Consider the following 13725-nt stretch of genomic DNA (forward strand, 5'->3'; position numbering starts at 1 on the left):
GTTATGTATTATTCAACCATCGAACTGTTTTTTTGTACAGCATAAAATCATGTAATGGTCGATAAGCGGCAGGCCATCGGCTAATTTGAATAGTGACGTCTAAAATGCAAGATGAAGTAGGGTATCGGCAAATAAAAAACCCCATGAGTGGTTAGCCGCAAGGGGTTTTATTTATTTGGATAGTTTAATTTTTCCGGCGTCGCACTTTCAGTGCATGAGGCATCACACGAATTTTTTTCATGATGTTTGCTAAGTGAATGCGATCTTTGGTGGTCAGCAGCACAGTAACAGTATACAAACGTCCATCACGCTCTTCGGTGGAGAGGCCATGAATGTTGGAACCTGTTTTCGAGATTACATTCGTCAGTTCCGCTAACGCACCTTGGTGGTTTTGCATGTCCACTTTCAGTTCGGTGATGAACTCTTGGTCGTAATCTTTAGACCACTCAACCGCCATGTAACGATCCGGCTCTTTTTGGTAGCCACGAACATTAGGGCAGGTTTCACGATGCACCACTAAACCACGACCCGGAGAGACATGCGCAATGATGTGATCGTCTGGGATGGGGTGGCAGCAGTTAGCAAACGTGAGCAAAATACCTTCAGCGCCGCGGATCGGCAGTTTCTTTTTCGGTTTGCCATCATTGCTTTCCACTTCGGTCAGCTCATCAGCATCGCCAAGCAGACGACGCGCAATGACAATACTCATCAGTTCGCCTAAACCAATCGCGGCCAGCAGATCATCGACCGTGGCCATTTTAAGCTCACCAATCACATGCTTAATGTTCTCGTCACTGATGTCACTGAGTGAAAGATCACCCAGCGCGTGATTGAGCAAACGTCTACCAAGTGTGATCGATTCCTCACGGCGCATGGTTTTAAGCACTTGACGTATCTTAGTACGAGCGCGAGACGTGACCACATAGTTGAGCCAAGCGGCATTAGGACGAGCCCCAGGAGCGCTGATGATTTCAATCGTTTGGCCGTTTTTCAGTGATTTACTTAACGGATAAGGGTTTCGATCAACACGAGCTCCAACACAGGTATTACCGACATCGGTGTGTACCGCGTAGGCAAAATCAACCGCAGTTGCCCCGACAGGCAGCTCAACGATGCGGCCTTTGGGTGTGAAGACGTAGATTTCATCAGGGAAAAGATCCGACTTAACGTTCTCAATAAACTCAAACGAGTTGCCAGCGCTTTGTTGTAGCTCAAGTAGGCTTTGCATCCAGCGTTGAGCTTTAATTTGCGCGGTGGTGCCAGTGCGTTCGCCATTACCTTTGTAAGACCAATGAGCAGCCACGCCTTTGTCGGCCATCTGTTCCATGTCTTCAGTGCGGATCTGCACTTCAACTGGGACGCCGTGTGGGCCGACCATCGAGGTATGCAAAGATTGGTAGCCGTTCGCTTTGGGCACGGCGATGTAATCTTTCATGCGCCCCGGGCGAGGTTTGTACAAGCTATGAACTTGGCCTAATGCACGATAACAAGTATCTGCAGTGTCGACCACGACTCGAAAAGCGTAGATGTCCATAATGGTGTGAAAGCGCTGCTCTTTGGTTTTCATCTTGTTATAGATGGAGAACAGGTTCTTTTCACGGCCGACCACGCGTGCTTTCAAACCGAAATCTTGCAAGCGGCCTTCAATTTCACTGTGGATGCGTTGGATCATCTCTTTGCGGTTACCGCGAGCGGATCTTACCACTTCTTTCAATACGCGATAACGATTTGGGTACAATGCTTCAAAGCCAAGCTCTTCTAGCTCAGTCTTGATGTTATGAATCCCTAAGCGGTGAGCAAGAGGTGCGTAAATCTCTAACGTTTCACGGGCAATACGGCGCTTTTTATCCGGGCGCAATGCGCCAAGGGTACGCATATTGTGTGTGCGGTCAGCAAGTTTGATGAGAATAACGCGAATGTCTTGCACCATTGCCAGCACCATCTTACGAAAGTTCTCGGCTTGGGCTTCTTTACGATCACGAAATTTCAACTTGTCGAGTTTAGAAACCCCGTCTACCAATTCCGCCACGGCGTGACCAAATTGCGCTTCAAGATCGTCTTTAGTGACATCGCAATCTTCGATGACATCATGTAATAACGCTGCTTGTAGCGTTTCCAAATCAAGGCGCATATCAGCCAAAATTCGAGAAACCGCAACAGGGTGAATGATGTAAGGTTCGCCGCTAGAACGGGTTTGCCCTTCATGGGCTTCACGTGCGACCACATAAGATTGACGCAGAGCCTCAATTTGAGGCTCTGTTAGGTATTCTTGGACAACGTCTTTAAGGCTATCAAATAGATACAAATTATAGGCCCGGAAGGTTGTTGAATTTGAATGGCAGAATTAACGGTTGTGAGCGATGCTGCTTACGGCGGCCAATTCTGCGGCTTCTTGCTCTTTCTGCTCTTGGCGCTCACGAGCATCAAGCACATCTTTCGTGATAAGACCTTCTTCGATTTCGCGCAGAGCGATAACGGTTGGCTTATCGTTCTCTTCTGGCACCAATGAATCTTTACCGCCAGTTTGCATTTGACGAGCGCGGCGAGCCGCAATCAGAACTAGGTCGAAACGATTGCCCACTTTTTCAACAGCGTCTTGAACAGTTACGCGTGCCATGAGAACTCCAAATAGTTAACTAAAAATTTTTAAATGACGAGAAAGTATACAGTCTAATCTTTGTTTATACTAGCGATAGACTTTGCCTTGTTTGAGCGGGTGATTATTCCGCCAGTAGCGCGTTGAGCATGCTGTTATATTTAGCAGCTTGCTTGTCTTGCTTCAATCGTTCAGCACGTAAAATAGCTCTGAAATCCATTAATGCCACATCGAAATCATCATTTATGATGACATAGTCGTATTCGGTGTAATGCGAGATTTCAGCTTGAGCTTCATTCATACGTTTAGCAATGACGGCTTCACTGTCTTGACCACGAGCATTCAAGCGGCGTTCCAATTCTTCTTTTGAAGGAGGAAGGATAAACACACTTTTTGCATCCGGCATTTTGTCGCGTATTTGACGCGCGCCTTGCCAGTCAATATCAAGAAAAACGTCAATGCCTTTGTTGAGGTTATTTTCAATCCATACCTTAGAGGTGCCGTAGTAGTTGCCAAATACTTCAGCATGTTCGAGAAATTCACCTTTAGTAATCAACTCTTCAAACAGCTCTTTTTGCACAAAATGGTAGTGAACACCATCTTGTTCGCCCGGGCGCATGCCGCGTGTGGTATGTGAAACAGAGACTTTCATCGCATAGGTTGGGTTGGTTTCCAACATCGCAGAGATCAAGCTTGATTTGCCTGCACCACTGGGTGCAGAGACGATATAAAGAGTACCTTTGCCCATCTGTTCTGTTCCACGTTAGGTTAGGATTGAATACTGATATTTGCGTCTATCAGCATGTTAAAAGATAGCACTGACCCAGAGAGTTTCATCCTAGAAAATGAAAATAAGGCCAGAAAAAATGGAGGCGAAGAGTAGCACGTTCCCATGGATGTCTACAACAAAAAGGTCGGCCTTTAGCTGTGAAAGGGAAATTTTAAAACGGTGATATTTTCTTCAATGGGTAAACGTTTGCTCTTATTTCAAGGCTTGTCGAGGAGAGGGATTGCTGTATAATCGCCCGCCGCTGAGCTCGTGATTTGGATATGATCGCGTGGTAAGCCTATAAATTAATGCAAGACTAATTCTTCGATTTGGGTTCCCTCGCCCCCAAAACAAACTAAAAAGGTACACAATGAGTTACTTTACCCTTGCGCAGCAGCGCAAAGCTTTGGCACTTTTAGTGCTATTTCATTTGATCATTATTGCATCAAGCAATTATCTGGTTCAGCTTCCCTTTACTGTATTCGGTTTACATACCACTTGGGGCGCATTTACTTTCCCATTCATTTTTCTGGCAACGGATCTCACTGTACGCATTTTTGGTGCAGCGTTGGCTCGTAAAATCATTTTCTTAGTGATGTTACCGGCTTTGATTGTTTCTTATGCACTCTCGGTGCTATTTTTTGAAGGTCAATTCCAAGGGCTTGCTCAGCTTCATGAGTTTAATCTGTTTGTTGCTCGTATTGCGATTGCCAGTTTTATGGCGTATTTGCTAGGGCAAATTATGGATGTGCATGTGTTTAATCGTCTGCGCCAGATGAAGCAGTGGTGGGTTGCGCCAACATGTTCTACGTTATTTGGTAATGCATTAGACACGGTCGCTTTTTTTGCGATTGCTTTCTATCAAAGCCCCGATCCATTCATGGCTGAACATTGGACCGAAATTGCCTTGGTCGATTATGGTTTTAAACTGGTGATCAGTTTAGGCCTGTTTGTGCCGATGTACGGTGTGCTGCTCAATTACTTGATCCGGAAGCTGACAGCGGTCAACCCTGATTTTCGAACCGTTGGGATCAATGCTCAGTAGTTGAAATGTTCAGTAGTGGAGTAGCAAGCTATTATACTAGGAAGATAGAAAATCAAAGCCCGAGCAAGTGCTGCTCGGGCTTTTTTATGTGTCTGCATCTTATAACTATGATGGGTCGATAATGAGTGGCCAACCAATGTCGCTTTGACGGTTTGCTTCAATATCCAGCTCGGCGGTGGTGAGAGGATTGGCCGCTAACCATTTGGCGGATAACCGAAGAGTCAGTTGGTCACCTTGAGCTTGCAGTGTAAATTTAGGCTGTAGTGCCTCGTTACGACGATGGCTGAGCAATACGGCAAGGCGCAGTAAACGTAACACCCGTTTGGCGCTGTTGCCCGACAGAGCGTACTGCTCTGGCAATGAAGAGAGCTGCTCGCGATAACGACGAGCAATTTCGCCTAGAAAGTGTTTCTGTGCACGGGTATAGCCGGGTAAGTCGAGGTTTTGTAACAGGTAGGCGCTGTGTTCACCGCCTTTTTTTAAATCAATCGCTAACCCTATTTCATGCAATTGTGCAGCGGTAGTGAGCAGCATTTCAGCTTGCGGTTCCGCAATCCAATCTTCCCCCCCACACTGTTTGAGCAGCGATTGGGCAAGTTGAGCCACTTGCTTGGCGTAGTCAACATCAATTTGATATCGCACCTGAACGCTATTGATGGTACGCGTTCGAATGTCATCTTGGCGCAGCTCTTCGACCATTTCATACACTAAGCCTTCACGCAATGCGCCGCCAGCTAAAGTCATCGATTCAATCTCGAGCAGTTCAAAGATGGCAATTAAAATCGATAGGCCACTTGGGAAAACTAACGCTCGCTCTAAAGTTAAGCCTTCAATATCAAGCTCTTCCAAGTGATCGGCGAGCATCGCTTGTTTTTGCAAGCGTTTTAGTTTGGTATGAGTGATCACCTCATCCATCCCTTGCGCTAACATAATTTCTTGCAACGCTTGTACTGTGCCACTGGCACCCACGCACACATCCCAACCTAACTGTGTGTACTGCTCAAGGATAGGCGCTAACGTCTGTTTTGCCGCATCGATCGCTCGATTAAAGTTAGCCGCGTTAAGCTGTCTGTCTTTAAAATGGCGCTCAAGCCAAGTGACGCAGCCCATTTTTAAACTGGTTAACGCTTTGGCATCGAACCCTTCACCAATGATGAGTTCAGTACTGGCCCCACCAATATCGACAACCAAGCGTCGTCCTAAGCCACCCGAAGTGTGAGCCACTCCTTTATAGATAGTTGCCGCCTCTTCTTCACCGGAAATAACCTGAATGGGGTGGCCGAGTATTTGGTTGGCTTGAGTTAAAAACAGCTCAACGTTGGTGGCTGTACGCAGTGTGGCAGTGCCAACAATACGGATATTGCTGGCGGGTATATCTTGTAGTCGTTCCGCAAATAAACTGAGGCAGTCCCATCCTCGCTGCATCGCTTCTTGGCTAAGAGCGTTGTTATCATCTAACCCGGCGGCCAAGCGTACTTTGCGCTTTATTTTGGCCATCGTTTGTACACTGCCATCAATATGACGCACGATGAGCATATGAAAACTGTTCGACCCAAGGTCGATGGCAGCGTAGAGCGGCGAGGAGACGGCTTTACTCATAAATGGATTACGAACCCTTATTACTTTGATGCGGTTGACGTGGGCGACGATTTTGTGGCTTACGGTTGCCAGTACGAGGGCCATTGTTATTAGTACGGCGCTGCTGAGGATTACGAGAACGCAGACGAATTGGCGGTGGTAAGTCTTCAATCAACGCCGATGCATCGTAATCAGAAACAGGAACCGCGTGCCCGGTATACTCTTCAATCGCGGTTAGGTTAATGGCGTACTCTTCACAGGCAAAACTAATCGAGTGACCACTCTCTCCTGCGCGACCTGTACGACCAATACGGTGCACGTAGTCTTCACAGTCATCAGGTAAGTCGTAGTTGAATACGTGTGTGACTTGAGGAATGTGTAAGCCTCGCGCTGCCACGTCGGTTGCAACAAGAATGTCTACATCACCGGTAGTGAATTGCTCAAGGATCTTTTCACGTTTCTTCTGTGGTACGTCGCCCGTTAGCAAGCCGACACGGTGCCCATCTGCAGCTAAATGACCCCAAATAGAGTCGCAGCGGTGTTTTGTGTTGGCAAAAATGATGGCGCGATCTGGCCAGTCTTGTTCTATCAGTGTCTGTAATAGCGCCATCTTATGTTCGTTAGACGGGTAGAACAGCTCTTCTTGGATGCGATGGCCAGTTTTTTGTTCTGGTTCAACAACCACGTGCTCAGGGTTATGCATGTGCTCGAACGCCAATTCTTGAACGCGATAAGAAAGCGTGGCTGAAAATAGCATGTTCAGGCGTTCTTTAGGTTCAGGCATACGGCGAAACAGAAAACGAATGTCCTTGATAAAACCAAGGTCAAACATGCGATCAGCTTCATCCAGCACTACAGCTTGAATATTATTCAAGTTAAACACGTGTTGTTTGTAGAAATCGATGATACGTCCTGTTGTACCGATCAATATGTCGACACCATCTTGCAGCTTAGACAATTGCTTATCGTAGCTTTCACCACCGTAAGCCAGCGCGGCTTTGATGCCAGTGCTGGCAATCAGAGGTTCGGCGTCGTTATAAATTTGAATCGCTAACTCACGAGTCGGGGCCATAATAATGGCACGCGGCTGCGTCGGTTTTCGCCCTTCATGTTCAGGGGTTGTTAGTAAGTGGTTAAAAGTAGCAGCGAGAAACGCAAGCGTTTTACCAGTCCCTGTTTGGGCCTGGCCTGCAATGTCTTGGCCGGTGAGCAGTACCGGCAACGCCAAGGCTTGGATCGGGGTACAGTAATCGAACCCTTTTTTTTCCAATCCTTCAACAACTTGAGGATGTAATCCCAAATCGGCGAACTTTTGCTCTGTGATATGTGTCTTTTTCATCGCCATAGAATATCAGCTTAAGCTTGCAATACGAAAGTAAATACATTCCAATAGAGCATCTATTTACTGGTTAGCTTATAATCAGTGCAGAAAAACATATTGGAGTGGAAGATGAGCGATAAGATTTTGCAGCTTACAGATGATGGTTTTGAGAACGATGTAATCAAAGCTGCAGGCCCTGTTCTTGTTGATTTTTGGGCAGAATGGTGTGGTCCTTGTAAGATGATTGCGCCAATTTTGGATGAAATCGCTAGCGAGTACGAAGGCAAACTGACTATCGGTAAATTAAATATCGACCACAACGCAGGTACTCCACCTAAGTTTGGTATTCGTGGCATCCCAACCTTGCTGCTGTTCAAAAATGGCAACGTCGCTGCAACGAAAGTTGGTGCGTTATCAAAAACTCAATTGAAAGAGTTTTTGGACGCAAACCTATAACAGGTATCGCAAAGCCGTACATTTTCTGATGCACGGCTTTGTTTTTTTGAAAAGAAACAAACTCTAGACTAGGCTATTATTTAGTGCTAGTTTATCGCACGTTAATTAGACAAGTGTTCACTTCTTGGTCGATCCTGAGACCAAAATCCATCTTAACTAGAAAATAGATCCTATTTTGACTAAACAAGTATCCACCACAATGAATCTAACAGAATTGAAGAACAGACCTGTGTCTGATCTTGTGAAACTTGGTGAGAGCCTAGGCCTCGAAAACCTAGCGCGTCTAAGAAAACAAGACATCATCTTCTCCATCCTAAAAGCGCACGCAAAAAGTGGTGAAGATATATTTGGTGATGGGGTCTTGGAAATTCTTCAAGACGGTTTTGGTTTCTTACGTAGCGCCGACTGTTCATATTTAGCTGGCCCTGATGATATCTACGTATCACCAAGCCAAATTCGCCGTTTCAACTTACGCACCGGTGACTCAGTATCCGGCAAAATTCGCCCACCAAAAGAAGGCGAACGTTATTTCGCATTGTTAAAAGTTAACACCGTTAACCACGACAAACCGGATAATGCACGTAACAAGATTTTATTTGAGAACTTAACTCCACTGCATGCCAATGAACGTATGATCATGGAGCGTGGTAATGGTTCGACAGAAGACATTACGGCACGAGTTCTAGACCTTGCCTCTCCGATTGGTAAAGGCCAGCGTGGTTTGATTGTTGCTCCGCCAAAAGCGGGCAAAACCATGTTGCTACAAAATATCGCGCAAAGTATTGCTAACAACCATCCTGATTGTGTGTTGATGGTGCTACTGATTGACGAACGTCCTGAAGAAGTAACGGAAATGCAACGCCTTGTGAAAGGCGAAGTGGTTGCTTCTACGTTCGATGAGCCAGCTTCACGTCACGTACAAGTGGCAGAAATGGTGATCGAAAAAGCAAAACGTTTGGTTGAGCATAAGAAAGATGTCGTTATCCTGCTTGATTCCATCACACGTTTAGCTCGTGCTTACAACACAGTGATCCCGTCATCTGGCAAAGTGTTGACTGGTGGTGTGGATGCCAACGCATTGCAACGTCCTAAGCGCTTTTTCGGTGCGGCTCGTAATGTAGAAGAAGGTGGTAGTTTAACGATTATTGCGACGGCATTGGTTGATACCGGCTCTAAAATGGATGAAGTTATCTACGAAGAGTTTAAAGGTACAGGTAACATGGAATTGCACCTTAACCGTAAAATTGCGGAAAAACGTGTCTTCCCTGCTATCGACTTCAACCGCAGCGGTACTCGTCGTGAAGAGTTGCTTACTAAGCCTGATGAGTTACAAAAAATGTGGATTCTGCGTAAGATCGTTCACCCAATGAGTGAAAGTGACGCAATGGAATTCTTAATTGATAAGCTCGCGATGACGAAAACCAATGATGAGTTTTTTGATGCGATGCGCCGTCAATAATAGACGCTAAGTTTAGTATGACCAACGCCACCGTTTATCGGTGGCGTTTTTGTTTGCATTTGACCCATTAACCTTCCACAATAGGCCAAATGTTACAAGGAGGTTAAAATGCAACAAGGAATGTTGTCGTCGCTTCTCCTCTCGCTATTTTTATTTTGTGCGTGGCCAAGTGCTGCCTCTATAGAAATAACGTCTGATACAGCTCAAAAATGGCTTCAGGAAGAACAAATGCGCCATAAAAGTGCAGAGCTATTGCAGTACGCTGTACATGATGAATTTGATTCTTTGCGTTTTTCATTACAACGTTTAGCGCTATTACCGCAAGAAGCCGCACGTTTTCTGTTGCTGCAAAAAATCGAGCAGTTGGATCTCGCGCTAACGCCGAATATGGTGATCTTCATTGAAGAGCAGCAAGCGCTTGCACCCACTTACCAAGTTGTTGAAAAAGAACAAGGCTATGAATTCTCAACTCCAGCTTTTGACTCTTCTGCGATAGCCAGCCGTTTATTAAAGCGTTGGCGGCAAGAACAAACCATTCTCGATTTCTTGGTGAAGGCGGAGCGCCAAGAGCTAGTACTGAAAACATGGTTGTCAGGGACTCAATATCAAGTAAAAATTCGCGAAACGTTACTGATCCGCGAGTTAGATACACTATCCCCAAGTGCTTTAGCTGCGCTCACTGAGCAACTGACATCAGAGCCAGTGACCGGATGGTTGCCTTCCACACAAGTGATGGTTCGATTAGCTCAAGTTAGTGAAGATCCTAAAATCTATAAACTCCTGTGGCTGATGCGGGTCGATTTCTCCATTCAGCAGGAACTCACACGATTAGCCAGCGTAAGCGATGAATTTGCGATAAAACAGATCATGGCCGCCAGTGAAAATCCAAGTTTAAAAGTACAAGCGATTAAGGCATTAGTTCGCATCAGCCCCATGCGTCCTGATATCCGCGACTTTCTGATAGCCAAAATGTCAATCAATGAAGAGGTCAATTTAGTGGCCACTGCTTTGGTCGAGCAAGGACACAGCCGCTGGCTAAAGGATTTACTGGTGAGTAATTCTCAGGTGAAAAGTCGTGGTATTTTGCAAGCCCTCTCTCAATAACCCTATGAAATTTGGGGATCGTTAATGGGTTGTTTTTGTTATACTGCCTGCAGTTTAATCAGCGATGTAGTAGGCCTATGAGCTTTAAGGATTTACGTGAATTTGTTGACCATCTGGAAAAAACAGGCCAACTAAAACGCATTACTTGCCCGATTGACCCTCATTATGAAATGACGGAAATTAGCGACCGCACTTTGCGTGCCGCAGGTCCTGCCTTGCTATTTGAAAACCCGATCGGTTATACGGTTCCCGTGCTCACTAACTTGTTTGGCACCGCAAAACGCGTCGCGATCGGCATGGGGCGTAAAGAGGTCCAAGAGTTAAGGGAAGTCGGCAAATTACTGGCTTATCTCAAAGAGCCTGAGCCACCACAGGGCTTCAAAGATGCTATCGATAAATTGCCTTTATTTAAGCAAGTGCTCAACATGCCAACCAAACGACTACGCAAGGCTCCTTGCCAGGAGATTGTTTGGCAGGGCAACGATGTTGACTTAGACAAAATCCCAGTGATGAGTTGTTGGGCCGATGATGTTGCTCCTCTTCTGACTTGGGGGCTGACCATCACTAAAGGGCCAAACAAGAAGCGACAAAATCTCGGGATTTATCGCCAACAGAAACTCAGTAAAAACAAAGTCATTATGCGTTGGTTGGCGCATCGTGGTGGTGCTCTAGATTTAAGAGATTGGATGGACACTCACCCCGGAGAGAATTTCCCAGTTTCAGTGGCTTTTGGTGCTGATCCTGCAACCATTTTAGGCGCGGTGACACCAGTGCCAGATACGCTTTCTGAATATGCTTTTGCGGGATTGCTACGAGGCAGTAAAACAGAAGTGGTTAAATCGCTCAGTAATGATCTAGATGTGCCTGCTAGTGCGGAAATTGTGCTGGAAGGCTACATAGATCCAAACGAATATGCTGACGAAGGGCCTTATGGTGATCACACGGGTTACTATAATGAAGTTGAAAAGCATCGTGTCTTTACGGTTACGCATATCACAATGCGCAGCAATCCTATCTACCATAGCACTTATACCGGACGCCCACCTGATGAACCAGCTGTACTTGGTGTTGCGTTAAATGAAGTGTTTGTACCTATACTCCAAAAACAGTTCCCTGAAATCGTCGATTTCTATTTGCCGCCGGAAGGTTGTTCTTATCGAATGGCGGTGGTGACGATGAAAAAGCAATACCCTGGTCATGCAAAGCGAGTCATGATGGGAGTTTGGTCGTTCCTTCGCCAGTTTATGTACACTAAATATGTGGTGGTGTGCGATGAATCAGTCGATGCTCGTGATTGGAATTCAGTTATCAATGCAATGACAACACATATGGACCCAGTCCGAGACACTTTATTCATCGAACATACACCGATTGATTCACTTGATTTTGCCTCTCCAGTGGTGGGGCTAGGCTCCAAAATGGGCTTAGATGCTACCATTAAATGGGATGTTGAGAGCGACGGTACAAGACAACAGTCATCACCATCAACGGCTCCTCAGATCAAAGCTGAGCATTTGGATCAGCTTAGAGCACAGCATTCTGAGATTGTTGATATCTATTTAGTGCCATTTTCTAATGATGGTTTCTTGATTGTATCCATGAACAAAGCGTTCGCTGGTCAATCTCAAGAGCTGTTAAAAAAGATATGGGCATTTTTAGAGACATTTTCAAACCTGAAGTTTGTTGTGCTCTGTGATGATGATGTGAATATCCGAGATTGGAATGATGTGATTTGGGCGATAACCACGCGCATGGATCCGTCTCGGGATACTGATCGTATAGAAGCTAATGAAGGGCAATGTTCCAAGCTCCTGCTGGATGCAACCAACAAACTCTCTGGTGAAGTTCAGCGAGAGTGGGGGACGCCAATCCAAAAAGATCACGAGGTCGTCACCAAAATAGACTCGCTCTGGGATGAGCTAGGTATTTTATGACTTATACGGTGATCTTGCTGCCGAAAGGCGATACTTTTGAAGTGCAAGACGGTACAACGGTGTTGGAAGCTGCGCTCAACAAGAACATCTCTTTTCCACACCGTTGTCAAATAGGTGCATGCGCTATGTGTATGTGCAGAAAATTAGAAGGTGTAGTGGAATATAACTTAGAACCTATGTTGACTGACGAAGAGCAGCGACAAGGTTGGATATTCCCTTGCCAAGCCTTTGCAACAAGTAACTTAGTACTTACTTTTGCAGAGTAAGTCAGAGGAAAAACATGACCACCCAATGTAAAGTAAAGTTAATTGAGCCATTAGCCTCTAATACTTATAAAATCATCCTCCAACCTGAAAGTGTTCTTGCATTTAAAGCTGGGCAATATCTCATGGTAGAAATGGGTGAGAAAGATAAACGTCCATTTTCTATCGCAAGCAGTCCTTGCCGTTCTGGTGAACTAGAGTTGCACATTGGTGCCGCCGAGCACAATGCTTATGCACAGGAAGTGGTTGAGAAAATGAGAACGGCATTAAGCAACAAGGGTTTAGTCAATATAGATGCACCTCATGGTGATGCGTGGGTAAAAGAAAATGAGCGCCCTCTACTACTCATTGCTGGAGGAACAGGTTTTAGCTATGTACGCTCGATTTTAGATCACTGTATTAGCCAAAAGAAAAGTAACGCTATCTATTTGTACTGGGGAGCAAAAGACGTTTACCAACTCTATGCAAAAACAGAACTGAGTGAGATTGCTCAGCAATTTGAGAACATCCACTTTGTACCTGTTGTTGAAACGGCTGATGAAGGTTGGAATGGCAAGGTTGGCAATGTACTCCAAGCGATCAATGATGATTTCGAGTCGTTAGAAGCGTACGACATTTATATTGCAGGTCGTTTTGATATGGCTGGAGCAGCAAGAGAACAGTTTACCCAATACAAAAATGCAAAAAGCGATCACATGTTTGCTGATGCCTACGCTTTTATTTAAGATCGAGAGAGATTAAAGCCTATCAAAAGAGAGCGAAATGCTCTCTTTTGACGCTTTGTGGCTGCTATTTAAACAAAATAGATGTTTTTCTTATTTTTTATTAAAAACCGCTTGCACTCATCTTCGTTCTCCCTATAATGCCGCCTCACTGACACGGCACAGCCAGTAAGGGTTCAAGCCCAATAGCCAGCCAATCAGTAGGTCAAATCAGTAAGACGAAATAATTTAATAAAGTGTTTGACACTTTTCATTATCTCGCTAGAATGGCCGCCTCTTCAAAGGAAGCCTCGGCAAGCCAGAGAAGAACGCTCTTTAACAATATAAACCTATCAATCTGTGTGGGCACTCGTTGATGATAATCAAAAAAGATTTATCAATGAACTGAGTGACCAATCAGAATCAAGTTTACTTGATTTTGGCACAGTCAATTCATTGTTGTTCTGTTGGAACAACAATAGCTTTAAAATTACTTTTT

12 protein-coding genes are annotated in these 13725 nt (G+C 45.3%); 7 read left to right on the plus strand and 5 right to left on the minus strand.

Translation table 11 applies throughout. The features are described 5' to 3' along the window. Nucleotides 1–184: 184 nt before the first annotated feature. From spoT to gmk, 3 genes are all read right to left on the minus strand, one after another. Nucleotides 185–2305, minus strand: a complete 2121-nt coding sequence (spoT, locus tag AACT42_RS24725) for a bifunctional GTP diphosphokinase/guanosine-3',5'-bis pyrophosphate 3'-pyrophosphohydrolase (protein ID WP_017045712.1) — start codon at nucleotides 2303–2305, stop codon at nucleotides 185–187. A 39-nt stretch (nucleotides 2306–2344) separates the two neighbouring features. Beyond that, nucleotides 2345–2617 carry a DNA-directed RNA polymerase subunit omega gene (gene rpoZ / locus AACT42_RS24730; protein WP_013855406.1) on the minus strand — a complete coding sequence of 91 codons (273 nt, stop codon included), beginning with the start codon at nucleotides 2615–2617 and terminating at the stop codon, nucleotides 2345–2347. A 103-nt stretch (nucleotides 2618–2720) separates the two neighbouring features. Next, nucleotides 2721–3344, minus strand: a complete 624-nt coding sequence (gmk, locus tag AACT42_RS24735) for a guanylate kinase (RefSeq protein ID WP_017044367.1) — start codon at nucleotides 3342–3344, stop codon at nucleotides 2721–2723. A gap of 391 nt (nucleotides 3345–3735) precedes the next feature. Between gmk and AACT42_RS24740 the strand changes: the two genes are divergently transcribed. After that, nucleotides 3736–4410 (plus strand): 7-cyano-7-deazaguanine/7-aminomethyl-7-deazaguanine transporter, encoded by a 675-nt coding sequence (locus AACT42_RS24740; protein WP_026028324.1) that lies wholly within the window; start codon nucleotides 3736–3738, stop codon nucleotides 4408–4410. 105 nt (nucleotides 4411–4515) lie between these two features. Here AACT42_RS24740 and gppA read toward each other — a convergent pair whose 3' ends face one another. Next, complete coding sequence (gene gppA / locus AACT42_RS24745) at nucleotides 4516–6009, minus strand: guanosine-5'-triphosphate,3'-diphosphate diphosphatase (RefSeq protein ID WP_017045714.1); 1494 nt, start codon at nucleotides 6007–6009, stop codon at nucleotides 4516–4518. Nucleotides 6010–6016: 7 nt separating this feature from the next. Then, nucleotides 6017–7327, minus strand: a complete 1311-nt coding sequence (gene rhlB, locus AACT42_RS24750; protein WP_064626111.1) for an ATP-dependent RNA helicase RhlB — start codon at nucleotides 7325–7327, stop codon at nucleotides 6017–6019. A gap of 111 nt (nucleotides 7328–7438) precedes the next feature. Between rhlB and trxA the strand changes: the two genes are divergently transcribed. The 6 genes from trxA to fre all read left to right on the plus strand — a co-directional run bounded on the left by trxA (nucleotide 7439) and on the right by fre (nucleotide 13250). Further along, entirely contained in the window at nucleotides 7439–7765 is a 327-nt protein-coding gene (gene trxA, locus AACT42_RS24755; protein WP_010319293.1) for a thioredoxin TrxA, read from the plus strand. Between the two features lie 199 nt (nucleotides 7766–7964). Further along, nucleotides 7965–9224, plus strand: coding sequence for a transcription termination factor Rho (rho, locus tag AACT42_RS24760; RefSeq protein ID WP_010319292.1), 1260 nt, complete (start codon nucleotides 7965–7967; stop codon nucleotides 9222–9224). A gap of 108 nt (nucleotides 9225–9332) precedes the next feature. Then, nucleotides 9333–10328, plus strand: coding sequence for a hypothetical protein (locus AACT42_RS24765; RefSeq protein ID WP_094133430.1), 996 nt, complete (start codon nucleotides 9333–9335; stop codon nucleotides 10326–10328). Between the two features lie 77 nt (nucleotides 10329–10405). Continuing rightward, on the plus strand, nucleotides 10406–12262 hold the full coding sequence (gene ubiD / locus AACT42_RS24770) for a 4-hydroxy-3-polyprenylbenzoate decarboxylase (RefSeq protein WP_029189858.1): 1857 nt from the start codon (nucleotides 10406–10408) through the stop codon (nucleotides 12260–12262). Beyond that, a complete protein-coding gene (locus AACT42_RS24775; protein ID WP_013855397.1) occupies nucleotides 12259–12528 on the plus strand; it encodes a 2Fe-2S iron-sulfur cluster-binding protein in 270 nt (89 codons plus the stop codon). The genes ubiD and AACT42_RS24775 overlap by 4 nt, the downstream gene beginning before the upstream one ends. A gap of 14 nt (nucleotides 12529–12542) precedes the next feature. Continuing rightward, on the plus strand, nucleotides 12543–13250 hold the full coding sequence (gene fre / locus AACT42_RS24780) for an NAD(P)H-flavin reductase (RefSeq protein ID WP_017049370.1): 708 nt from the start codon (nucleotides 12543–12545) through the stop codon (nucleotides 13248–13250). Nucleotides 13251–13725: the final 475 nt, after the last annotated feature.

This window comes from Vibrio sp. V15_P4S5T153 (genome assembly GCF_963874485.1).
Lineage (GTDB): Bacteria > Pseudomonadota > Gammaproteobacteria > Enterobacterales > Vibrionaceae > Vibrio > Vibrio anguillarum.